This window comes from Xanthomonas sp. NCPPB 3569 (assembly GCF_041475645.2).
Classification (GTDB): Bacteria; Pseudomonadota; Gammaproteobacteria; order Xanthomonadales; family Xanthomonadaceae; genus Xanthomonas; species Xanthomonas phaseoli.
This window is the reverse complement of sequence record NZ_CM192969.1, coordinates 4906446-4927834: the sequence shown is the minus strand read 5'-3', so window position 1 is coordinate 4927834 and position 21389 is coordinate 4906446. Positions and strand designations below refer to the sequence as shown.

At 66.3% G+C, this 21389-nt stretch carries 21 protein-coding genes and 1 pseudogene; 17 read left to right on the top strand and 5 right to left on the bottom strand.

Going from position 1 to position 21389, the window contains the following annotated elements:
- The first annotated feature begins 27 nt into the window (after positions 1–27).
- The 5 genes from ACCQ03_RS21280 (at position 28) to ACCQ03_RS21260 (ending at position 5786) form a co-directional block, all read left to right on the top strand.
- Complete coding sequence (locus tag ACCQ03_RS21280; protein WP_209226756.1) at positions 28–1470, top strand: sensor histidine kinase; 1443 nt, start codon at positions 28–30, stop codon at positions 1468–1470.
- Positions 1455–2801, top strand: coding sequence for a sigma-54-dependent transcriptional regulator (locus ACCQ03_RS21275; protein WP_057679160.1), 1347 nt, complete (start codon positions 1455–1457; stop codon positions 2799–2801). The genes ACCQ03_RS21280 and ACCQ03_RS21275 overlap by 16 nt, the downstream gene beginning before the upstream one ends.
- A gap of 190 nt (positions 2802–2991) precedes the next feature.
- Positions 2992–3744: a hypothetical protein gene (locus ACCQ03_RS21270; protein ID WP_057679159.1), complete on the top strand. Its 753-nt coding sequence runs from the start codon at positions 2992–2994 to the stop codon at positions 3742–3744.
- 102 nt (positions 3745–3846) lie between these two features.
- Positions 3847–4464, top strand: a complete 618-nt coding sequence (locus ACCQ03_RS21265) for a hypothetical protein (protein ID WP_150145320.1) — start codon at positions 3847–3849, stop codon at positions 4462–4464.
- 92 nt (positions 4465–4556) lie between these two features.
- On the top strand, positions 4557–5786 hold the full coding sequence (locus ACCQ03_RS21260) for an MFS transporter (RefSeq protein ID WP_057679157.1): 1230 nt from the start codon (positions 4557–4559) through the stop codon (positions 5784–5786).
- Between the two features lie 349 nt (positions 5787–6135).
- On the opposite strand, the gene ACCQ03_RS21255 is transcribed toward ACCQ03_RS21260, so the two are convergent.
- Positions 6136–6612, bottom strand: a complete 477-nt coding sequence (locus tag ACCQ03_RS21255; RefSeq protein WP_008572190.1) for a tRNA (cytidine(34)-2'-O)-methyltransferase — start codon at positions 6610–6612, stop codon at positions 6136–6138.
- Between the two features lie 26 nt (positions 6613–6638).
- On the bottom strand, positions 6639–7100 hold the full coding sequence (locus ACCQ03_RS21250; RefSeq protein ID WP_057679155.1) for an XAC0231 family protein: 462 nt from the start codon (positions 7098–7100) through the stop codon (positions 6639–6641).
- Between the two features lie 386 nt (positions 7101–7486).
- Between ACCQ03_RS21250 and ACCQ03_RS21245 the strand changes: the two genes are divergently transcribed.
- The 4 genes from ACCQ03_RS21245 (at position 7487) to ACCQ03_RS21230 (ending at position 11230) form a co-directional block, all read left to right on the top strand.
- Positions 7487–7807: a DUF4156 domain-containing protein gene (locus ACCQ03_RS21245; RefSeq protein WP_008572192.1), complete on the top strand. Its 321-nt coding sequence runs from the start codon at positions 7487–7489 to the stop codon at positions 7805–7807.
- Positions 7808–7904: 97 nt separating this feature from the next.
- Positions 7905–8921 carry a 3-oxoacyl-ACP synthase III gene (locus tag ACCQ03_RS21240; protein WP_005912222.1) on the top strand — a complete coding sequence of 339 codons (1017 nt, stop codon included), beginning with the start codon at positions 7905–7907 and terminating at the stop codon, positions 8919–8921.
- Between the two features lie 111 nt (positions 8922–9032).
- Entirely contained in the window at positions 9033–10202 is a 1170-nt protein-coding gene (locus ACCQ03_RS21235) for a Fic family protein (protein WP_209226757.1), read from the top strand.
- A 125-nt stretch (positions 10203–10327) separates the two neighbouring features.
- On the top strand, positions 10328–11230 hold the full coding sequence (locus ACCQ03_RS21230) for an alpha/beta fold hydrolase (RefSeq protein ID WP_057679154.1): 903 nt from the start codon (positions 10328–10330) through the stop codon (positions 11228–11230).
- Between the two features lie 153 nt (positions 11231–11383).
- Here the strand turns inward: ACCQ03_RS21230 and ACCQ03_RS21225 are convergent, their stop codons facing one another.
- Positions 11384–11767 (bottom strand): YkgJ family cysteine cluster protein, encoded by a 384-nt coding sequence (locus tag ACCQ03_RS21225; RefSeq protein WP_005928616.1) that lies wholly within the window; start codon positions 11765–11767, stop codon positions 11384–11386.
- A gap of 325 nt (positions 11768–12092) precedes the next feature.
- On the opposite strand from ACCQ03_RS21225, the gene oleC reads away from it, so the two are divergent.
- The 3 genes from oleC to ACCQ03_RS21210 all read left to right on the top strand — a co-directional run bounded on the left by oleC (position 12093) and on the right by ACCQ03_RS21210 (position 15224).
- Positions 12093–13763, top strand: a complete 1671-nt coding sequence (gene oleC / locus ACCQ03_RS21220; RefSeq protein ID WP_057679153.1) for an olefin beta-lactone synthetase — start codon at positions 12093–12095, stop codon at positions 13761–13763.
- Between the two features lie 227 nt (positions 13764–13990).
- Positions 13991–15001: a 2-alkyl-3-oxoalkanoate reductase gene (gene oleD / locus ACCQ03_RS21215; protein WP_057679152.1), complete on the top strand. Its 1011-nt coding sequence runs from the start codon at positions 13991–13993 to the stop codon at positions 14999–15001.
- A 64-nt stretch (positions 15002–15065) separates the two neighbouring features.
- A complete protein-coding gene (locus ACCQ03_RS21210; RefSeq protein ID WP_003468167.1) occupies positions 15066–15224 on the top strand; it encodes a DUF1328 domain-containing protein in 159 nt (52 codons plus the stop codon).
- A 115-nt stretch (positions 15225–15339) separates the two neighbouring features.
- On the opposite strand, the gene ACCQ03_RS21205 is transcribed toward ACCQ03_RS21210, so the two are convergent.
- Entirely contained in the window at positions 15340–15582 is a 243-nt protein-coding gene (locus ACCQ03_RS21205) for an acetyltransferase (protein ID WP_057679334.1), read from the bottom strand.
- Between ACCQ03_RS21205 and ACCQ03_RS21200 the strand changes: the two are divergent.
- Positions 15581–15761: pseudogene (locus ACCQ03_RS21200) on the top strand (hypothetical protein). The gene ACCQ03_RS21205 and the pseudogene ACCQ03_RS21200 sit on opposite strands and share 2 nt — an antisense overlap.
- A 57-nt stretch (positions 15762–15818) precedes the next feature.
- Here ACCQ03_RS21200 and ddlA read toward each other — a convergent pair.
- Positions 15819–16922 carry a D-alanine--D-alanine ligase gene (gene ddlA, locus ACCQ03_RS21195; RefSeq protein WP_209226758.1) on the bottom strand — a complete coding sequence of 368 codons (1104 nt, stop codon included), beginning with the start codon at positions 16920–16922 and terminating at the stop codon, positions 15819–15821.
- A gap of 234 nt (positions 16923–17156) precedes the next feature.
- Between ddlA and ACCQ03_RS21190 the strand changes: the two genes are divergently transcribed.
- The 4 genes from ACCQ03_RS21190 to ACCQ03_RS21175 all read left to right on the top strand — a co-directional run bounded on the left by ACCQ03_RS21190 (position 17157) and on the right by ACCQ03_RS21175 (position 21016).
- A complete protein-coding gene (locus ACCQ03_RS21190; RefSeq protein ID WP_057679333.1) occupies positions 17157–17801 on the top strand; it encodes a ubiquinone biosynthesis accessory factor UbiJ in 645 nt (214 codons plus the stop codon).
- Positions 17798–19471, top strand: a complete 1674-nt coding sequence (gene ubiB, locus ACCQ03_RS21185) for a ubiquinone biosynthesis regulatory protein kinase UbiB (protein WP_057679332.1) — start codon at positions 17798–17800, stop codon at positions 19469–19471. Before ACCQ03_RS21190 ends, ubiB begins: the two co-directional genes overlap by 4 nt.
- Before the next feature lie 9 nt (positions 19472–19480).
- Complete coding sequence (locus ACCQ03_RS21180) at positions 19481–19984, top strand: cupin domain-containing protein (RefSeq protein ID WP_017156429.1); 504 nt, start codon at positions 19481–19483, stop codon at positions 19982–19984.
- A gap of 177 nt (positions 19985–20161) precedes the next feature.
- The gene (locus tag ACCQ03_RS21175; protein WP_209226760.1) at positions 20162–21016 is read left to right on the top strand and encodes a pseudouridine synthase; all 855 of its coding nucleotides are present in this window, start codon (positions 20162–20164) and stop codon (positions 21014–21016) included.
- Positions 21017–21389 lie beyond the last annotated feature (373 nt).

Here is a 21389-nt window from a genome sequence, read left to right as displayed (position 1 = left end):
GGCTGTCCTCTTCAGGCCGCTTTGTCCATGCCCCGTTCGCTGCTCCGGCAACTGTTGCTGATCTGGATGGTGATCGTGGCCGCCTGTGTGGGCGTGGCCACGATGTTGTACGGCCTGTATCGGCAGACCGAGGGAGTGCGGCTGGAGGAGGCGCGCCAGCAATTGGACGGGCAATGCGCGCGCATCGTGCAGCGTTATGCCGGGGCAAGCGAGGCGGCGCGTCGCGGCGACGATGGCGTGGGCCTGGCAGCGGTGGTGGTGCAGTTGGTGCTGGCCGATGCGCCAGGTGTCGAAGGCGGTGTCTGGGACCTGCACAAGGGCTTTGTCGCCTATGCGTACCCGACCTACGACGGCAGCGATCACAAGACCGATATTCCCGCCGCCGAGTGGGCCAACATCGTCCACACGGCGCAGCAGAGCGTGACGACAAGGCAGGCGGCGCAATACCGTCGCGACGGTCGCCGCGAGGTGCTGCTGATCAGCGCCTGTCCGTTGGCATCTAGCAGCGCGGCATGGGCCATGACGCGGGTGCCGGCCAGCAAGGCCGACGCATGGCGGCCGTTGGTCGTTGGCATGTTGCTGATCTTCGCGATGGTGGCGATATCGGCCATTGCGCTGGGCGTGCTGGTGCGGCGCTGGAGCCAGCGCCTGCAGCGTATCCAGCAGGCGCTGGCGGCCGACACCGAGATGCCGCACATTCCGCCGACCGGTACGCCGGAACTGGACCGTCTGGGCGCGGCGGTCAACGACTATGCGCAGCGCAACGCGCAGGCGCTGGCGCAGACGCGCCGGCTGGCCGACGAGCTGTCGCGGCACGAACGGCTTGCCGCACTCGGGCGCATGACGGCCACCGTGGCGCATGAAATCCGCAACCCGATCGCCACGATGCGGTTGGCGCTGGAAAACGAGATCGCGCGCGGCGATGCGACGCCTCACGACACGGCGCATGGCGAGTTGATGCTGGGGCAGATGCGTCGCCTGGATGGTGTGGTCGAGAGCCTGCTCGGCATGGTGCAGCCGATTCGCCTGCACCTGGAGACGGTGGTGGTGCAGGACTGGTTGGCGAGGCTACTGGAACACAGTCCCTTACCGCCGGGGATGCCATCGCCCCGTCTGTTGCTGCCGGCGGCGCCGCTGCGCTGGATGCTGGATCCGCAGCAATTGGGGCGCGCGGTGCACAACCTGCTGCGCAATGCCGCGCAGCATGCCGAGCCAGGCAGCGAGGTTACGCTGCAAGCGGCAGCAGTGGAGGGCATGTTGCAAGTGGATGTCTGCAACCGCGGCGCGCCGGTCGCCGAACCGATCGCTGCGCAGTTGTTCGAACCGTTCGTCAGCGGCCGCGCCGACGGCAATGGCCTGGGGCTGGCGCTGGTGCGCGAGATCGCGCGTGCGCATGGCGGACACGCGCGCTACGCACATGCCGACGGGCTGACCCATTTCATCCTGGAGTTGCCATGGCGCGCATCCTGATCATCGACGACGATGCGGCGTTTCGTACCACCTTGCAGGTCACCTTGCGCTCGCTCGGGCATGCGGTGGTCGCCGCCGAGAACGGGCCGGACGGGCTGGCGCGTCTGAGCGAAGGCGGCATCGACATGGCGTTCGTGGATTTCCGCATGCCGGGCATGGATGGCATCGCGGTGCTGCGTGCGCGCCTGGACGATGCGCAGGCGCGCCAGGTGCCGCTGGTGATGCTGACCGCGCATGTCTCCAGCGGCAACACGATCGAGGCGATGACGCTGGGCGCCTTCGATCATCTGGTCAAGCCGGTCGGTCGTGCCGATATCGTGGAGGTAGTGGAGCGTGCGCTGCTCAGTCGCGCCGATGCGCAGGCTGCAGCGGCAGACAGCTCGCCTGCGCCGGTCGAGGACGACGATGCACTGGTCGGCCACAGCCCGGCGATGCGCACCGTGCACAAGCGCATCGGGCTGGCAGCGGCGTCCGATCTGCCGGTGCTGATCACCGGTGAAACCGGCACCGGCAAGGAATTGGCCGCACGCGCGCTGCATCGCGCCAGCCCGCGCGCCAGTGCGCCATTTGTTGCAGTCAACTGCGCGGCCATTCCGCTGGAATTGATGGAGAGCGAGTTGTTCGGCCATCGCAAGGGGGCGTTTTCCGGCGCCAGCAGCGACCGCCGCGGGCTGATTCGCGAAGCCGATGGCGGCACGTTGTTTCTGGACGAAATCGGCGACATGCCATTGCCGATGCAAGCCAAGCTGCTGCGTTTCCTGCAAGAAGGCGAGGTGACGCCATTGGGTGGCAGCGGCCCGCAGAAGGTGGATGTGCGGGTGCTGGCCGCCACCCATCGCGACCTGGCGGCCTGCGTGGCCGACGGGCGCTTTCGTAGCGATCTGCGTTACCGCCTCAATGTGGTGCCGATCGAACTGCCTCCGTTGCCCGAGCGTGGCCAGGACATCCTGCTGCTGGCGCAGCACTTCCTGAGCGCCGATGCAGCGCGTGCGCAGAGCCTGTCGCCGGCCGCGCAGGAGCGCCTGCTTGCGCACCGCTGGCCTGGCAACGTGCGTGAATTGCGCAACGTCATGCAGCGCAGCCAGGTGTTGGTGCGCGGCGCCAGCATCGATGCGGCGGATCTGGATGACGCGCTGGGCGAGGCGGGCGAGTTGCCGCCGCCGCAGCCATCGGCGGTCACCGGCACCCTGCCCGAAGCGGTGGCGCGGCTGGAAACGCAGATGATCCGGTCGGCGCTGGAACAAAGCCAGGGCAATCGCGCCGAGGCCGCGCGCCGGCTGGGCATCCACCGGCAGTTGCTCTATCGCAAGCTGGAGGAATACGGCTTGTGACACGCGTGCGCGCATCGATCGCAGACTGCGGGGCAGGTGTCCCCAAACCGGACAGGATGGATGAAATGCAGACGTCTCCACACAGCGATCGACCAGATAAAGTCATTTTAAAACAGTTACTTATAGGTTGGCACGATTGCTGCTTCGTCTCTGGTACGCGGCCCTTTCCCGCCGCGCAGGAGATATCCCCATGATGCGTCACACTGTTCTTGCAATTGCCCTGGCCTGCACCATCGGCGCCGCCGCCGCACAGGTGGCCGCGCCGCCGCCGCCCCCGGCTCCCAATGGTCCGGTCGGCGCTCCGCCGGCCCCGCCGACCCCCGTCGCCGCCACGCCGGTCAGCGTGAGCGGTACCGTCGAGCGGTTCCTGCTCAACCCCAATGGCGAGGTCGACGGACTGTGGCTGCGCGACGGCACCCAGGTCGGGTTTCCGCCGCATCTTTCCAGCGAAGTGAAGGCGGCCGTGCGTGCCGGCGACAGTGTCGTCGTCAAGGGCTTCCGCCTGGGCAATCTGCCGGTGCTGCAGGTCAGTTCGATCCGCTCCGGCCGTAGCGGCCGCGAGGTGGTCGACCGTCCGCCCACCTTCGGCGCTGCCCCGCCGCCGCCGCCGACCCCCGGCCAGCTGACCCCGTTGCAGTCCGATGGCACCATCCAGCGCCTGGTCTATGGACCTGCCGGCGAGGTCAATGGTGCGCTGGTCAGCGATGGCACGGTGGTGCGGATGCCGCCGCATCTGGCGCTGCAGTTCACCGATCTGCTGCGCGTGGGCGCACCACTGAGTGCCAGCGGCTTCGGTGTGGCCACTCCGGACGGGCGTGCGATCGAGGCGACCCAGTTGGGGCGTGATCGCTCCTCGCTGCGTGCGCTGTTCAGCGCGCCGCGTCCGGACGGCCCGCTGCCGCCACCGCCGCCGGGCGCTCCGGTTCCGCCGGCCGGCCGTTGAACCGTAGCGCCCCTGTCTTGTTCGTCGGTTTCCTCCGCTGGTCACGCCTCCGCGCGGCCAGCGGCTTGACCGGTAATGCCGGTCCTTTTTCGGAGTAACACCATGCATTGGGTCGACCCTGATTTCCTCCCCGCCACCCGCGGCACCCTGGCGCGTTTTCTGCTCAACCCCAAGGCCGATATCGACGGTCTGCTGCTCACCGATGGCACCGAAGTGCACACCCCGCCGCATCTGTCCGAGGCGCTGCTGAAGGCGCTCAAGCCTGGTAGCACGCTCACTGTGCGTGGCCTCAAGCCGCGCGATGTGGACATGTTGGTGGCGCTGGCCATCGATCCGGAAGGCGGCAAGCGCATTCTCGATGAAGGCCCGCACGGGCCGCATCCCAAGCCCAAACCCAAGCCGCCCGGCAAACCGCCCAAGCCGGAAGTAGCCCAGCACAGCGGCACCATCACCCGGTTGCTGCACGGTCCGCATGGGCAGGTGCATGGCGTGCTGCTGGACGATGCGGTCACGGTGCGGTTTCCGCCGCATGCCGGTGGCGACTTCGCCAAACAGCTGGTGGTCGGCAAGCCGCTGGTGGCCGAAGGCGAGACCAAGGCCACGCCGCACGGTGTGCTGATCCATGCCCATGCCTTGGGCGGCAAGGCGGCGACGCTGAAGCCGATCGCGCATCCACCGCACGGCCCTGGGCACAAACCCAAACCCAAGCCCAAACACTAGGAGCCGGACATGCGGCCACCGCGCGCCACGGAGATGCTCGCCTACTGGTCTGGCACGTACGCCTTCGTGCGCGCTTGCAGCGGAGCAGTGCCATGCCAATGACCAAGGCCAGGCCACGGGGGACGCGCGCGCTGGAAGCATTGCACTTCAGCGTGGCCGACGTGCAGGACGGGCTGGGGCCGTTCCTCAGCGTGTTCCTGCAATCCAAAGGCTGGTCGGTGGCGGCGATCGGCACGGTGATGAGCGTGGGCGGCATTGCCGGCATGCTCGCCACCACGCCGGCCGGCGCGCTGGTCGATGCCACCCGGCGCAAACGCGCCGTGGTGGTCATCGGTTGCCTGGCGATCCTGCTTGCCACCGCCTTGATCTGGCTGCAGCCCACTTCTTCCGGCGTGGTCGCCGCACAGATCGCCTCGGCGTTGGCGGCCGCCGGCATCGGCCCGGCATTGACGGGCATTACGTTGGGGCTGGTGCACGCGCACGGTTTCGACCATCAACTGGCGCGCAATCAGGTGGCCAACCATGCCGGCAACGTGCTGGCCGCGGTGCTGGCCGGCTGGTTGGGATGGCGCTATGGGTTTGCCGCGGTGTTCCTGCTGACCGCATTCTTCGGCGCCCTGGCGCTGGTGGCCGTGCTGGCGATTCCGGCTGCGACCATCGACCACCGCGCAGCACGCGGTCTGGCAACTACCAACGGTGGCGATGCGCTGAGTGGGTGGCGTGTGCTGCTGACCTGCCGCCCGTTGGCGCTGCTGGCGGTGACGCTGGGGCTGTTCCATCTAGGCAATGCGGCGATGCTGCCGCTGTACGGCATGGCGATCGTGGCGGCGCACGCCGGCGATCCGAGTGCATTGACGGCCACCACCATCGTGGTGGCACAGGCCACGATGGTGGTGGTCGCGCTGCTGGCGATGCGCTGGATTCGCGTGCATGGGCACTGGTGGGTGCTGCTGGTGGCGTTCATGGCGTTGCCATTGCGCGCCCTGGTGGCGGCATCGGTGATCCACGGCTGGGGCGTGTTCCCGGTGCAGATCCTCGATGGGCTGGGTGCCGGCTTGCAAAGCGTGGTGGTGCCGGCGCTGGTCGCGCGGTTGTTGCAGGGCACCGGGCGTGTGAATGTCGGCCAGGGTGCGGTCATGACCGTGCAGGGCGTCGGTGCGGCACTGAGTCCTGCGTTCGGTGGCTGGTTGGCGCATGCCTTCGGTTACCGCGTTGCGTTTCTGACCTTGGGTGCGATCGCGCTGCTGGCGGTGGCGCTGTGGGCCGGCTGCCGCGGCATGTTGCAGGCAGCGGCTTCTATGCAGGCCGAGACAGGGCTGTGACCGGTGCGCAGTGCGCGCACGCAGGTGACGACCGATCGATGTTCGTTGCGGCTTGCGCTTTATCGACCGCACTGCGCGGGCAAGGGCGGGCAAGTGCATGCTGTCCAGCGGCAGGTCGCGTCGGCGAGGACGCCTGTAAGGCGCGCAGATGACGCGACGCGCAGCATCGCTTCGTGAGTCCGGATCGATGCACTGTCGTTGGCCGTCCACCGATCGCCGCCAACACAGATGACGTGTCTTGGCGAGAGAGCAGATGCGACAGCCAGGATCTGCCCGCGCGTCCGCGATGCGGTCTTGCCAGCGGGCACGCATTCACATGCCGTTGCGCACGGTTCCGGCGATTGCGTGGCTACTGGCCGCCGGCGAAATTCCATTGCCGCCAGGCTTCGAACACCATCACCGCAACGGTATTGGACAGATTGAGGCTGCGGTTGTCCGGGCGCATCGGCAGACGGAGCCGGTGCTGCGGCGGAATCGACTCCAGCACCTCGGCCGGCAGGCCGCGGGTTTCCGGACCAAATAAAAACGCATCGCCATCGGCGAACTGCGGCGTGTCGTAGCGCACCGTACTGCGGGTGCTCAGTGCGAAGACGCGCTTGGGCGCGATCGCGGCCAGTGCGCTAGGCAGGTCGGTGTGCACCTGCAATGGCGCGTATTCGTGGTAGTCCAGGCCGGCGCGCTTGAGCTGCTTGTCGCTGAGGTCGAAGCCGAGCGGCTCGATCAGGTGCAGGCGCGCGCCGGTATTGGCGCACAAGCGAATCACATTGCCCGTATTGGGCGGAATTTCGGGCTGAAACAGGATGACGTCGAGGACAGGTGCTGGCATGCGCGCAAGTGTAGCGGCGCGCGTGCTTAAAGGCTGATGGCGGCGTTGACCAGCGCTTCCAGTTCGGCCGGCGAGGGCTGCAGCTGCGGCGTCGGCAGGTTCACGATGACCTGGCCCATCAGTGCCCCGATGGCGCCAGCTGCCTGGCCGGTGACGCTCTGCGCGCTGGCGGCAGCGCTGCGCACCACCAGATCGGCACGCTGTTCGGCCGAAGGGCGCACTTGCACCGCCGCCAGGGTGACGATGCGCGGGCCAGCCTGTTCGGCGGCCAGGGCGGCCACCTGCTCGGCCGAGGGACGCACTTGCACGGCAGTCAGGGTGCGAATGTCGCTATTGCGCTCCACTGTCTGCTGGGCGATCTGGTCGGCGGCCGGGCGTACCTGCACGGTCTCCAGGGTGGTCAGGCTGGTGGCCTGGGCAAGCCCGGCCAGGGTGGCGCCAGCGAGCAGGGCGGTAGAGAGGGCGATGCGCAGGGTCTGGGTCTTCATGGCGAGGTCTCTTGGTGTTGTTAGTCAGTGGTGTGGTAGTAATGTAGTACACCGTTTCGGTATGTACAAGAACTTTTGCGTGGTTTTTTATTTTGTTCAGCGAAAAGTCAGTTTCGTCTCCTGCCGGCGGTTGCGAGATACAGCAGAGCAAATAATGTGCCAACCAAAGACCATTGTTTTTAAAGGGTTTTTAGATGCTTGAAGGTGTCCGCGTCCGGACACCCGGACGCACTACAGGACGCCGGACATCGCGGCCAGACAGCTATGAGCGCTCAAGGCAGGGCGGTTCGGTGCGCTGAATGGGTGGATGGCGGGTACCACGGCGCGCCGGATCGCCAGCAGGCAACTGCGGCACAATCCGGCTTTCCCCACAGGTGTGATGACGTATGCGCGTGCTGATGCTGTCTGTTCTGGTTGCCACCACCACTGCGGCGTGCACCTGGGTGCCGATCGAACAAAGCGGCAAAAGCGTGCGGGTGCTGCCCGCAGGCCCTGTGCCAGCGGGGTGTCAGCAGCAGGGCGAAGTGGTGGTGACGGTCAAGAGCAAGGTCGGTTTCTACAATCGCAACCCACTGCGCGTGCAGGAAGAGCTGGAAACGCTGGCGCGCAACGAGGCCCCCGGCGCCAACGCCAATGCGGTGCAGGCGCAAGGCCAGCCGGCTGACGGCAGCCAGCGTTTCAACGCCTTCCGCTGCCCGCCGCGCTGAACCGTTGGGCTGGGGCGCAGGCGAATTGTAAAGATGCGGTAAAACCGGCCAGCGGCTAGACTAGCGCCCCCTCGCCTGACGCCATGGCGCTACTTCGATGCTCTTCCAGAATGTCTCCATCGCGGGACTGGCGCATGTTGATGCGCCGCACACGCTGACTTCCAAGGAAATCAACGAACGCCTGCAACCGACCTACGACCGTCTCGGGATCAAGACCGACGTGTTGGGCGACGTTGCCGGTATCCATGCACGGCGCTTGTGGGACCAGGATGTCCAGGCATCGGACGCCGCCACCCAGGCCGCGCGCAAGGCGCTGATCGATGCCGGTATCGGCATCGAGAAGATCGGCTTGCTGGTCAACACCTCGGTGAGCCGCGACTACCTGGAGCCGTCCACGGCGTCCATCGTGTCCGGCAACCTGGGCGTGGGCGACCACTGCGTCACCTTCGACGTGGCCAATGCCTGCCTTGCCTTCATCAATGGCATGGACATCGCCGCGCGCATGCTCGAGCGCGGCGAGATCGACTATGCCTTGGTCGTGGATGGCGAGACGGCCAACCTGGTCTACGAAAAGACCCTTGAGCGCATGACCTCGCCGGATGTCACCGAGGAGGAGTTCCGCAATGAACTTGCCGCGCTGACCCTGGGGTGCGGTGCAGCAGCCATGGTCATGGCGCGCACCGAACTGGTGCCCGACGCGCCGCGCTACAAGGGAGGCGTGACCCGCTCGGCCACCGAGTGGAACAAGCTGTGCCGGGGCAACCTGGATCGTATGGTCACCGATACCCGCCTGCTGCTGATCGAAGGCATCAAGCTGGCCCAGAAGACCTTCATGGCCGCCAGGCAGGTGCTGGGCTGGGCGGTGGACGAGCTGGACCAGTTCGTCATCCACCAGGTCAGCCGCCCGCATACCGCCGCCTTCGTCAAGTCGTTCGGCATCGACCCGGCCAAGGTCATGACCATCTTCGGCGAGCACGGCAACATCGGCCCGGCCTCGGTGCCGATCGTGCTGAGCAAGCTCAAGGAGCTTGGGCGCCTGAAGAAGGGCGACCGCATCGCGCTGCTGGGCATTGGCTCGGGCCTGAATTGCTCGATGGCGGAAGTGGTTTGGTGATGCGCATTTGCACGGCCTGCGTCGCTGCATGCCGTGCAACATCGCTGCTTAAGAAAAAAAGTGCTATCTAAGTTTCCTTGCAAGAACCATTGCTGACTGTAAGGAAAGAAGATGCCGCATCGCACGACCGGGCATTATGTGGCTGGCGCCCTAGCCGGTAGCCGCTATCAAGCGTTCGTGCCCGGCCCACTGCCGCCGGTGCCGGCATTGGACTTCGCACAGGTCGAGTTGGTTGCGCGCAAGGAACGCGCTGATCAGGCGTTGGGACGGCTTGACGGCATTACGTTGATGCTACCGGACCCGGAGCTGTTCCTTTATCAGTATGTTCGCAAGGAAGCCTTGTTGTCGTCCCAAATCGAAGGGACGCAATCGTCGCTCTCGGATTTGCTGTTGTTTGAAATGGACGCGGCACCGGGCGTCCCCATGGACGACGTCGAAGAGGTCTCCAACTACGTTGCCGCCCTCAATCATGGGCTGCGTCGTCTGCGTGATGACGATTTCCCGCTGTCCTTGCGACTGATCCGCGAAATGCACGCGTTATTGCTTCAGGGTGGCCGCGGCGCCAGCAAGCAGCCCGGGGAATTCCGTCGCAGTCAGGTGTGGATAGGAGGATCGTCGCCGGCGCTCGCCCATTTCGTGCCTCCGCCGCCCGACGCAGTGCCCGGCACCCTGGCGGCACTCGAACAATTTCTGCATGCGCCACCAGGGCAGATACCGCCCTTGGTGAAAGCGGCGCTTGCGCATGTCCAGTTCGAAACCATCCATCCTTTCAGTGATGGCAATGGAAGATTGGGACGGCTCCTGATTACCTTGATCCTGTGTAGCGAGGGTGTGCTGCGGGAGCCGAGCCTGTATCTGAGTCTGTATTTCAAGCGGCGCCGCGCCGACTATTATGACCGTCTCAATGCAGTCCGGCTCAATGGCGACTGGGAAGGGTGGCTGGGCTTCTTTCTGGACGGCGTGGCCGAAACCGCCCAGCAAGCTGTCGATACCGCGCAGCGATTGCTCGCGCTATTGGCGCGGGACCGCGCACGCATTGCTGCCCTGGGCCAGCGTGCGGGCAATGTGGGCTTGGTGTTTGAGCAATTCGCGCGGCGTGTGGTGCTGGCGGTGCCGCAGGTTGCGCCGCATCTGTCGCTGAGTGTGCCGACAATCCGCGCAGCGGTACGCACGCTGCAAGAGCTGGAAATCGTCAATGAACTCACCGGCCAGCAGCGGCATCGCATCTTTGCCTATCAGGCATATCTCGACATCCTCAGCGAAGGAGCGCAACCGCTGTAAGTAATCACGTCGCTCATCACTGCTGCTGCCTATGCAACACAGGTCAACGTTGTAGCGATCGTGGGGCGCGATGGTGTTGACCAGGCGCCAGACACATTCCAGTCCCTGCTTTACATCGAGAGATCATGAACTACCCCGGCTATCCCTTCACCCCCAAGCGCCTTGAGGTGCGACCCGGCGTTGCGATGTCGTATCTGGACGAAGGCCCGCGCGATGGCGAGGTGGTTGTCATGCTGCATGGCAATCCGTCGTGGAGCTATTTGTGGCGGCATCTGGTGAGCGGCCTGTCCGATCGCTACCGCTGCATCGTGCCCGATCACATCGGCATGGGCTTGTCCGACAAGCCGGACGATGCACCCGACGCGCAGCCGCGTTATGACTACACGCTGCAATCGCGCGTGGACGATCTGGACACCTTGTTGCGGCATCTGGGCATTACCGGGCCAGTCACGCTGGCGGTGCACGATTGGGGCGGCATGATCGGTTTCGGGTGGGCGTTGTCGCATCACGCGCAGGTCAAGCGGCTGGTCATCACCAATACGGCCGCGTTCCCGCTGCCGGCGGAAAAACCGATGCCATGGCAGATTGCGATGGGCCGGCACTGGCGGCTGGGCGAGTGGTTCATCCGCACGTTCAATGCGTTCTCGTCCGGCGCTTCGTGGCTAGGCGTGTCGCGGCGGATGCCGGCAGCAGTGCGTCGTGCGTATGTGGCGCCATACAACAACTGGCGCAATCGCATCTCCACCATCCGCTTTATGCAGGATATTCCGCTGTCGCCGGCCGACAAGGGGTGGTCGCTGCTGGAGCGCTCGGCGCAGGCGCTGTCTGCGTTCGCCGATCGCCCGGTCTTCATTGCCTGGGGCCTGCGCGACATCTGTTTCGACAAGCACTTCCTGGCCGGCTTTCGCAAGGCATTGCCACAGGCCGAAGTGACCGCATTCGACGATGCCAATCACTATGTGCTGGAAGACAAGCATGAGGTGTTGGTGCCGGCGATTCGCGCGTTTCTGGAGCGCAATCGGCTGTAGCGCATCGCGCCGGCACAGCGTGCGGGAACACGTCAGCTCACCGCACGCAATGACTGGAATGACTGCATCGACATCCGATGCAGCGCACCGGACATCTGGGCCATCTGCCTGCCCACGCTGTTGCGAGCACGACACAGGTGCTGCGCTACGGTGTTACACCGGCGGCAGCGGATTGCGTTGCGCGTCGTCCACGCCGACCCAATCGGCATCGGTCAGCGCGTGCAGGCCGTGCGCCAGGCGCGATTTATCGCATTGCGCACTGCGCTGCCCGAATTCCAGTGAGGCCGGCACGGCCGCGCAGGACGATGGGCGGCGGTCGTGGATGCTGCAGCGGCTGTAGCGCCCGATGTCTGCGTCCAGCGCGATGCAGCGCGGCTGCGATTGCGAGGTGCCGCGCATCACCCGCTCATGCGTGCGTAGCGCCTCGGTCAGCTCGATCGGCACCCTGCCGCCCAATGCAGGATCGGCCTCGCTCCAATGGAAACTGACGCGGAAATAGGCGCAGCAGGCGCCGCAGGTAAGGCAGGGGTGTGCCATGGAATGCCGGGCCTGGCGCGGCGAAATCGCGTGGGAAGCGCGGCATTTTGACCGAACCGCGCCGCGATACAAGTAGCGTGCTGCGGTGACCGGTTAGCGATTCAGATGCGCCGCCATGCCTGGGGACGCGGGGCTCCACGCGTGCCGTCGCGCTCTGGCATGCGCTGCGAACCTATTGCCGCGATTGGGTCGGCCACTGTCGCGCGTCGATGCGTCATGGGCGCCGCGCGATGGTGAGCCGCGCCTGCCTCCCCCTGCGCCGCGCGTTGTCTCCAGGTAGCCTGCAGGCGGCCGGCGGCATTGGTGCATGAGTGATAATGCGCCCATGACGACCCTCTGCAATATCGCGGCCACCCTTCCGCAACTGGCGCGCGAGCGCCCCGACCAGATCGCCATCCGCTGCCCGGGCGGTCGCGGCGCCAACGGGTTTGCCGCCTACGATGTGACCTTGAGCTATGCCGAGCTGGATACGCGCAGCGATGCGATTGCCGCCGGACTGGCACGCCACGGCATCGGGCGCGGCGCGCGTGCGGTGGTGATGGTGCGGCCGTCGCCGGAATTCTTTTTGCTGATGTTCGCCTTGTTCAAGGCTGGCGCGGTGCCGGTGCTGGTGGACCCGGGCATCGACAAGCGCGCGCTCAAGCAGTGTCTGGACGAAGCGCAGCCGCAGGCGTTTATCGGCCTTGCGCTGGCGCAGCTGGCGCGTCGCCTGTTGCGCTGGGCGCGCTCGGCAAAGCAGATCGTCACCGTCGGCGGACCTTACGGCTGGGGCGGAGTCACGCTGGCGCGTGTAGAGCGCGATGGCGCCGGCGCAGGCAGCCAGTTGGCCGACACCGCGCCCGACGATGTGGCGGCGATCCTGTTCACCAGCGGCTCTACCGGCGTGCCCAAGGGCGTGGTCTACCGGCACCGGCATTTTGTCGGGCAGATCGAATTGCTGCGCAATGCCTTCGGTATGCAGCCCGGCGGCGTGGACTTGCCGACGTTCCCGCCATTTGCCTTGTTCGACCCCGCGCTGGGGCTGACCTCGGTGATTCCGGACATGGACCCGACGCGCCCGGGCAGCGCCGACCCGCGCAAGTTGCATGATGCGATCGCGCGCTTTGGCGTCACCCAGTTGTTCGGTTCGCCCGCCTTGATGCGCGTGCTGGCCGAGTATGGCCAGCCGCTTCCCAACGTGCGCCTGGCCACTTCGGCCGGTGCGCCGGTGCCGCCGGATGTGGTGGCCAAGATCCGCGCGCTGCTGCCGGCCGATGCGCAGTTTTGGACCCCGTACGGCGCCACCGAGTGCCTGCCGGTGGCCGCGATCGAAGGCCGCACCCTGGAAGCGACGCGCAGCGCCACGGAAGCCGGTGCCGGCACCTGCGTGGGCCATGTGGTGCCGCCCAACCAGGTGCGCATCATTGCGATTGACGATGCGGCCATTGCCGACTGGAGCGGCGTGCGCGAACTGGCGACGGGTGAGGTCGGCGAGATCACCGTGGCCGGCCCCACCGCCACCGACACCTATTTCAACCGCGATGCGGCCACGCGCATCGCCAAGATCCGCGAACGTTGCGGCGATGGCAGCGAGCGCATCGTGCACCGCATGGGCGATGTGGGGTATTTCGATGCCGAGGGACGCTTGTGGTTCTGCGGGCGCAAGACCCAGCGCGTGGAAACCGCGCAAGGCCCGATGTACACCGAGCAGGTGGAGCAGATCTTCAATGCGCTACCCGGGATGGGGCGCAGCGCGCTGGTGGGCGTGGGCGAGAGGGGCCGGCAGCGTCCGGTGCTGTGCTACGAACCGGACGCCTACGCCTGGATGTCCAGCCCGATGGAGCAGGAGGATTTCAGGCAGCAGCTGCGCAGTACCGCTGCAGCGCATCCGCTCACCGCCGGCATCGCCGATTTCCTGTGCCATCCGGGCTTTCCGGTGGATATCCGCCATAACGCCAAGATCGGCCGCGAAACGCTGGCGGTGTGGGCAGCGCAGCAGCTGCAGGAGAGCGGCTGACCACAGGGCGCGCGCAGTGGTCAGGCGGGCGTGGATGGCGCGCTCAGAAATCGCAGTGTGCGAGCGATCGATTCCGAGCACTGCACACTGCGCCGGACATCAGGCGCAGTGTGCGTTGGTCGCTTCGGGTCGCCTGCGTCAGATTGCGTGGCCGCGCGTCGAGGCAAGATCGCCAAGTCGGGTGTGGCCGGCTATGGTGTCGTCCCTCAAAGGCGAGGTGTGGTGCGATGAAGGTATTGGTGACCGGTGGTGGCGGCTTTCTCGGCCAGGCGTTGTGCCGCGGCCTGCGCGCACGTGGGCACGAGGTGGTGAGCTTCCAGCGCGGCGATTACCCGGTGCTGCAACACCTGGGCGTGGGCCAGATCCGCGGCGACCTGGCCGACCCGCAGGCGGTGCGGCATGCCTTTGCCGGGATCGATGCGGTGTTCCACAATGCCGCCAAGGCCGGCGCCTGGGGCAGTTACGACAGCTACCACCAGGCCAATGTGGTGGGCACGCAGAACGTGATCGAGGCCTGTCGCGCCAATGGCGTGCCGCGGCTGATCTATACCTCCACGCCCAGCGTCACCCATCGCGCCACCAACCCGGTGGAAGGACTCGGTGCCGATGAAGTGCCGTATGGCGACAATCTGCGCGCCGCCTACGCGGCGACCAAGGCCATTGCCGAACGTGCAGTACTGGCCGCCAACGGCGCCCAGTTGGCGACAGTGGCACTGCGACCGCGCCTGATCTGGGGTCCGGGCGACAATCATTTGCTGCCGCGCCTGGCAGCGCGTGCACGTTCCGGGCGGCTGCGCATGGTCGGCGATGGCAGCAATCTGGTCGACAGCACATACATCGACAACGCCGCGCAGGCGCATTTCGATGCGTTCGAGCACCTTGCCGTGGGCGCTGCCTGCGCAGGCAAGGCGTACTTCATTTCCAATGGCGAACCGCTGCCGATGCGCGAGTTGCTCAATCGTTTGCTGGCTGCAGTGGGTGCGCCGGCAGTCACGCGTTCGTTGTCGTTCAACACCGCCTACCGCATCGGTGCTGTGTGCGAAACGCTATGGCCACTGTTGCGTCTGCCAGGCGAGGTGCCGTTGACCCGTTTCCTGGTGGAACAGCTGTGTACGCCGCATTGGTACAGCATGGAGCCGGCACGTCGCGACTTCGGCTATGTACCGCGCGTCAGCATCGAAGAAGGCCTGCAACGGCTGCGATCCTCATCTTCCAACGACATCGCCATCACCGGATAAAGACCGGCATATCCACAAGATACGTCTGCGCCGATTCGGCACGACAACTTTTGGATACCTTGCCATGCTGCATTACGCCATCATCTTTTTCGTCATCGCCATCATCGCTGCTGTGCTGGGCTTTAGCGGTATCGCCGGTGCGGCGACCAACATCGCCTGGATCCTGTTCGTGGTGTTCCTGATCCTGGCAGTGATCTCGATGTTCCGTCGCGGCAAGGTATAACGCTTCGCTGCGATACGTCACGGCAGCGGCGCTGCCGGTTGGCGCTCACAGGGCCCGCTTCCGCAAGGACGCGGGCCCTGTGCGTTGTGGCGGCAAGTGCCCGGATTTTGGCTGATTACCGCTGTTTTCCCTTAGACCGCACGTGCTTGCCATTGGCCGGCACGGCATCGCCGATCGCAGCAAATTCCAGTGACCGATGCAGCGCGCTGAAGGCGGCTTTGGCAGGCCTCGGATCGACCTCGCACACCAGTCGCCGCTGTCCTGCTGCACGCGACTGACGGATGAGTTCGCCATGCGCCTGCGTGGCAAGACCTCGCCGACGTGCGGGTGCGGCGATCACGATGCGACCGACTTCCATGAAGCGTGCAACGCGCTCGGCCGTCCACCCGAAGTTCGCAGTGGCACGTCGCATCCTGATCCAGCGCGAGCAGCAAGCCGTCAGCCGGCGCGACGATACGGAGGCGCCAAGCCATTGCCAGCAACGCGGCGAGGCCATCGAAATCGAGCAAGGACCAGCGGTGGCATCGGTGTTGTTGAGCGCAAGCGCCGCGTCGTGGTTGTGCGGCGGTACGGCATGTCGCGGCGGCAGCGCCATCACTGCGTTTGGACCGCACTGCGCAGCAGTTGGTCCTCGGCATGCCGCTGTAGTGCGAGCTCGATCAACCGCGTGATCAGGCTGCGATAGTCCAGCCCGCTTGCTTGCCACAATTTCGGATACATGCTGATGCGGGTAAAGCCCGGCAGCGTGTTGACCTCGTTGATCACGATGCGTCCATCGGCGCACAGAAAGACGTCCACGCGCGCCATGCCTGCACAGTCCAGCGCCTGGTAGGCCTGCACCGCGACTTGTTGGATGCGCTGCTGGGTCTGCGCATCGATGGCAGCCGGGATCACGATCTCCGCACCGTGTTCGCTGATGTATTTGGTTTCGTACGAATAGAACGCATCGTGCACCACCACTTCGCCACAGACGCTCGCTTGGGGCGCATCGTTGCCCAGCACGGCACATTCGATTTCGCGCACGGCAATGGCCGCTTCCACCAGCACCTTATGGTCGTAGGCCAAGGCCAGGGCGAGTGCAGCGGCGAACTGGTCGGCGCTGCGCACCTGGCTGACGCCGACCGACGAGCCCTGGTTGGCCGGTTTGACGAACAGCGGCAAGCCCAACTGCGCGATCAACGCATCCACATCGGCCATGGCGGCGGTGTGGCGGTTGAAGCAGGCGAACGGCGCCACCGCCAGCCCGGCATCGCGCAACACGCGCTTGGCCATGTCCTTGTCCATCGCGACCGCCGAACCGAGTACGCCGGAGCCGACGAACGGCAGGTTGGCCATGCGCAGCAGCCCCTGCAGCGAGCCGTCTTCGCCCAGGGTGCCGTGCACGATGGGAAACACCACATCGATCTGCGCCAGTGCCTGCTCCGGCTGGATCGGGCGCACCTGCTGCTGTTGCGCGCCCGGCAGCAGCGCCACGCCGCGGCCGCTGCGATGCAGCGCGATGCGCGCCGGGTCGTCGGCATGCAGCAGGAAGCTGTCGGGGTCGTTGACGTGCCACTGACCTTGCTTGTCGATACCGATCAGCACCGGCTCGAAGCGCTGCGGGTCCAGCGCATCCAGGATATTGCGCGCCGATTGCAACGAGACCTCGTGCTCGGCCGATTTGCCACCGAAGATGAGGCCGACCCGAATCATGCGCATTGCCTGCTCCTGCCATTCGAAGTGGACAGGATGCCTGTGGCGCATGCGCTGAAGGAAGTCTTGCTGCAGCCAGCCATGGCAAACAACGCCGGCGTGCCCAATGCGCCTGTCAATGCCCTACCTTGCCCGGCAACGCACCCTAGCAACGACCGCACAACCGCCACGCCGGCAGCCGGCACACGTGCCACACCGCCGTCAGGCAGCTGCGACATGCAGGGGCGGTAGAATGCGCCCATGCCCGGATCACTCTTCAATTCCCTCAAGCCGCTCGCCGGCCAGGCCCTGCAGGCAGCGCTCAACCGTGCGCTGGCGCTGGACCCGGATACGCGCGACGCCCTGCTGCCGCTGGAAGGCCAGCGCATCGCGCTGACCCTGGAGGCGCCCGCGCTGGCCCTGCAGATCCGCGTGCACGAGCGCCGGTTGCTGGTCGGCCCGGTCGATCCGGCACAGGAACCTGACCTGGCGGTGCGCAGCAGCCTGGCCGGCTTGCTCGGGCAACTGCCGCTGCTGGCCAATGCACGTCGGAGCGGCGCGCCGGCCGGTCGGCTCAAGGTGTCCGGCGATGCCGAGTTGGCGCGCCAGCTGCAGCAACTGGCCAGCCGCTTCGACCCGGATTGGCAGTTGCCGTTCGTTGCGGTGTTCGGCGAGATTCTGGGCGTGCAGATCGCCGGTGCGGTGCGCGCAGCGCTGCAGCAGGCACGTCGCAGTGCGGTGGATCTGGCGCATAGCGCGGCCGAATTCGTCACCGAAGAATCGCGCGACGTAGTGCCCCGCGCCGAGCTAGAGGCGTTCCATGACGACGTGGACGAGCTACGCGATGACGTCGAACGGCTGGCCGCGCGCGTGAGCCGCCTGCGTGCGAGCGGAGGCGCGGCATGAAGGCGATCCTGCGGGCAAGCCGCATCGGCCGGGTGATCTTGCGCTATCGCCTGGATGCCTTGCTGGAAGGCACCCCGGCCGAGCGCTGGTTGCGTTTGGCCAAACCCTTCGTGCCGCGTGCCAGCGCCGAAATCGCCGCGCAATCGCGCGGCGCGCGGCTGCGCCTGGCGCTGCAGGAACTGGGGCCGATCTTCGTCAAGTTCGGACAGATTCTGTCCACCCGGCGCGATCTGATTCCGGCCGACGTAGCCGAAGAACTCACCTTGCTGCAGGACCGGGTCAAGCCGTTCGATGGCGAGGCTGCACGCCTGATCGTCGAAGCCGCACTCGGCCTGCCGGTCAGCGTGGCGTTCGCCAGCTTCGATACCGTGCCGCTGGCCTCGGCATCGATCGCGCAGGTGCATGCGGCCACGTTGCCGCCCGATGCCAACGGCGTGCGCCGCGAAGTGGTGGTCAAGGTGCTGCGTCCGGACATCGAACGCCAGATCGATGCCGACATCGCGTTGCTGCACTCGCTGGCCACCTTGGTCGAGCGCACCCATCCGCGCGCCGACAAGATCCGTCCGCGCGAAGTGGTGGCCGAGATCGAAGGCACGCTGGCCGCCGAACTGGACCTGCAACGCGAAGGCGCCAACGCCAGCGTGCTGCGCCGGTTCTGGGAAGGCTCGGACGATCTGTACGTGCCGGAAGTGATCTGGTCGCACACCGCCGAGCGCGCGCTCACGCTGGAGCGCGTGTACGGCATTCCGTCCGACGACATCGCCAAGCTCGATGCGGCCGGCATCGATCGCAAGGCGCTCGCGGCCAAGGGTGTGCGCGTGTTCTACACCCAGGTGTTCCGCGACAACTTCTTCCATGCCGATGCGCACGCCGGCAACATCTGGGTCGATTCGGATCCGCAGCGTCGGCTCAATCCGCGCTTCATCGCGCTGGATTTCGGCATCATGGGCCAGCTCTCGCAGGAGGATCAGTACTACCTGGCCGAGAACTTCATGGCGATCTTCCACAAGGATTACCGCCGCATGGCCGAGTTGCACGTGGAGGCTGGCTGGATGCCGTCCAACGTGCGCATCGACGAACTCGAAGCGGCCGCGCGCTCGGTCTGCGAGCCGTATTTCACCCGGCCGCTGTCGGAAATTTCGCTGGCGCAGGTGCTGATCAAGTTGTTCCGGGTGGCGCAGCGCTATGAGTTGACGCTGCAGCCGCAACTGATCCTGCTGCAGAAGACGCTGCTCAATATCGAAGGCGTGGGCCGTCAGCTGGACCCCAAGCTGGACATCTGGGCGGTGGCGCGACCGGTGCTCGAACGCATCCTGCGCGAGCGCTACAGCCCGCGCCGCGTGCTGCGCGAACTGGGCAAGCGGTTGCCGGAGATCATGACCCATGCGCCGGACATGCCGCGGCTGGTGCACAGCTGGCTGAAGCAGCAGGTGGAAGGCCGCCATCAGATCGACATCCGCTCGCCCGAACTGCTCGCCCTGGACCTGAGCCTGCGCAAGCTGCAGACCCGCGTGGTGACCGCCATCACCGGCAGCGGGTTACTGGTGGTCGCGGCCGTGCTCTATGGCCTGCATCCGGATGGCTGGTACCTGGGCACGGTGCCGGTGTGGAGCTGGATCAGCGGCGGCGCCGGTTCGGCCGCGCTGCTGGTTGCCTGGTTGCGGCGGTAGGGGACGACCATGCCTGACGCAACCGATGCCCTGGACGCGAGCACACCGGTGGCGGCGATGGCTGCGCTGGATGCGCCACCGCGCACGCAAGAATCCAGCTATCCGCCGGTGTTCGCCGCGCAGATGGGCGGCCGCCAGAAGCGCGCGCTGGGCGAGGTGTTCGGGCTGCGCAACTTCGGCGTCAACCTGACCACGCTGGCGCCGGGTGCACGTTCGGCGCTGCGGCACGGGCATTCGCAGCAGGACGAGTTCGTCTACATCGTCAGCGGCGCGCCTAGCCTGATCACCAACGCCGGCGAGCAGTTGCTGCAGCCGGGCATGTGCGTCGGCTTCCGCGCCGGCGATGGCGATGCGCATTGCCTGATCAATCGCAGCCAGGCGGTGGTGACGTACCTGGAAGTGGGCGACCGCAGTGCCGGCGATTGCGTGACCTATCCGGACGATGACCTGATGCTGGTCCCCCTGGCAGACGGCCAGCGCGCGTACCGGCACAAGGACGGCACGCCCTACTGAGCGCGCCGGTGGGGGGCCCTCTATTGGCGTTGCACGATGGTCCAACATACGGCGATACGCGTATCCGCCTGCTCTGACGCTGGCGTGGTTCGGGCAAGTGAGACGTCAGGCAGCCACGCACGCAGCGGGCAGGCATCAGCTGAGTGGGGGGCGCGCAGCGATCGTAGCGTACGCGCGGTGCGGGCCGCAGCCGTTGCCGTGCGCGTGGCCTGGCGACGCCACCGTGGCTGCGTTCGCTGCTGGCAGCGCAGCGATGCAGTGGCATGCGGTGTCGGCGACGCGGATAATCCGCCGGTGAGCATATCCCCCAAGCATCTGCAGATTCTCTACCAGGACGATGTCCTGGCCGTGGTCGACAAACCCGCCGGCCTAATGGTCCATGACAGCAAGTTGGCACGCGGGGAAGACGATTTCCTGGCCGACCGCCTGCGCGAGCAGCTGGGCAAGCCGATCTTCCTGGTGCACCGGCTCGACCGCGCCACCAGCGGCTGCCTGCTGCTGGCCTTCGATCGCGACAGCGCCAGTGCGCTGGGCAAGGCCTTGATGGCGGGCGAGGTGGAGAAACACTATCTCACCGTCTGTCGCGGCTGGCCGGCCGAGCAGCGCTTCATCGTCGACCATGACCTGGACGGCGGGCCGGGCAAGCCGGTCAAGAAGCCGGCGGTGACGCATTTCCAGCGTCTGGCCACCGGCGAGCTGGAGATTCCGTCCACCGGGTTCACCACCTCGCGCTACGCACTGCTGCGCTGTCAGCCGCAAACCGGCCGCTTCCGGCAGATTCGCCGGCACATGAAGCATCTGTCGCATCACATGATCGGCGACACCAGCCACGGCGACGGCCGCCACAACCGCAGTTTCCGCATGCTCGGCATCCACCGCATGTTGCTGCACGCCGAACGCCTGGAATTTCCGCATCCGGGCGATGGCCGGCGCATCAGCGTCACCGCGCCGCTGGATGCGGAATTTGCCAAGGCGTGTGCGTTGTTTGATTGGGACATGGCGCAATTGCAGGCGATGCCACTCGCACGGTGATGCGGGGGTGCGCAGCGGTCTGTCGACGCCGCAGTGGCGATCGGCAACGCGTCTGGTGAACCGTACCCTCACCCTCACCCCAATCCCCGCCCCGCGCCCCGGCCCGCGCTAGCAGCGCGGGCGTTCCAAGGCACGCGCACAAGCGGCGCCTTCTCGCCCGCAGGGAGAGGGGCGTTGCATGCGTATCGTGTTGTTTCTCGCGGCAGCGGCTCACTCGTGTGAGCAAATACTTCCTTCCCCCACCGGGACATTGTCCCCCGTCATGGGGGAGAAGGCGCCCCGCAGGGACGGATGAGGGGACGGGCGAAGCCTCGTGCAGTTGGTACCGCGAGGGCTTCGCCCCATACCGTCACCCCAACCCTCGCTCCACGCC

What these genes read in the sequence shown, in the direction of transcription:
- ACCQ03_RS21280 (WP_209226756.1), top strand. Translation starts at nt 28, where the DNA reads ATGCCCCGTTCGCTGCTCCGGCAACTGTTGCTGATCTGGATGGTGATC.
- ACCQ03_RS21275 (WP_057679160.1), top strand. Translation starts at nt 1,455, where the DNA reads ATGGCGCGCATCCTGATCATCGACGACGATGCGGCGTTTCGTACCACC.
- ACCQ03_RS21270 (WP_057679159.1), top strand. Translation starts at nt 2,992, where the DNA reads ATGATGCGTCACACTGTTCTTGCAATTGCCCTGGCCTGCACCATCGGC.
- ACCQ03_RS21265 (WP_150145320.1), top strand. Translation starts at nt 3,847, where the DNA reads ATGCATTGGGTCGACCCTGATTTCCTCCCCGCCACCCGCGGCACCCTG.
- ACCQ03_RS21260 (WP_057679157.1), top strand. Translation starts at nt 4,557, where the DNA reads ATGCCAATGACCAAGGCCAGGCCACGGGGGACGCGCGCGCTGGAAGCA.
- ACCQ03_RS21255 (WP_008572190.1), bottom strand. Translation starts at nt 6,612, where the DNA reads ATGCCAGCACCTGTCCTCGACGTCATCCTGTTTCAGCCCGAAATTCCG.
- ACCQ03_RS21250 (WP_057679155.1), bottom strand. Translation starts at nt 7,100, where the DNA reads ATGAAGACCCAGACCCTGCGCATCGCCCTCTCTACCGCCCTGCTCGCT.
- ACCQ03_RS21245 (WP_008572192.1), top strand. Translation starts at nt 7,487, where the DNA reads ATGCGCGTGCTGATGCTGTCTGTTCTGGTTGCCACCACCACTGCGGCG.
- ACCQ03_RS21240 (WP_005912222.1), top strand. Translation starts at nt 7,905, where the DNA reads ATGCTCTTCCAGAATGTCTCCATCGCGGGACTGGCGCATGTTGATGCG.
- ACCQ03_RS21235 (WP_209226757.1), top strand. Translation starts at nt 9,033, where the DNA reads ATGCCGCATCGCACGACCGGGCATTATGTGGCTGGCGCCCTAGCCGGT.
- ACCQ03_RS21230 (WP_057679154.1), top strand. Translation starts at nt 10,328, where the DNA reads ATGAACTACCCCGGCTATCCCTTCACCCCCAAGCGCCTTGAGGTGCGA.
- ACCQ03_RS21225 (WP_005928616.1), bottom strand. Translation starts at nt 11,767, where the DNA reads ATGGCACACCCCTGCCTTACCTGCGGCGCCTGCTGCGCCTATTTCCGC.
- oleC (WP_057679153.1), top strand. Translation starts at nt 12,093, where the DNA reads ATGACGACCCTCTGCAATATCGCGGCCACCCTTCCGCAACTGGCGCGC.
- oleD (WP_057679152.1), top strand. Translation starts at nt 13,991, where the DNA reads ATGAAGGTATTGGTGACCGGTGGTGGCGGCTTTCTCGGCCAGGCGTTG.
- ACCQ03_RS21210 (WP_003468167.1), top strand. Translation starts at nt 15,066, where the DNA reads ATGCTGCATTACGCCATCATCTTTTTCGTCATCGCCATCATCGCTGCT.
- ACCQ03_RS21205 (WP_057679334.1), bottom strand. Translation starts at nt 15,582, where the DNA reads ATGGAAGTCGGTCGCATCGTGATCGCCGCACCCGCACGTCGGCGAGGT.
- ddlA (WP_209226758.1), bottom strand. Translation starts at nt 16,922, where the DNA reads ATGCGCATGATTCGGGTCGGCCTCATCTTCGGTGGCAAATCGGCCGAG.
- ACCQ03_RS21190 (WP_057679333.1), top strand. Translation starts at nt 17,157, where the DNA reads ATGCCCGGATCACTCTTCAATTCCCTCAAGCCGCTCGCCGGCCAGGCC.
- ubiB (WP_057679332.1), top strand. Translation starts at nt 17,798, where the DNA reads ATGAAGGCGATCCTGCGGGCAAGCCGCATCGGCCGGGTGATCTTGCGC.
- ACCQ03_RS21180 (WP_017156429.1), top strand. Translation starts at nt 19,481, where the DNA reads ATGCCTGACGCAACCGATGCCCTGGACGCGAGCACACCGGTGGCGGCG.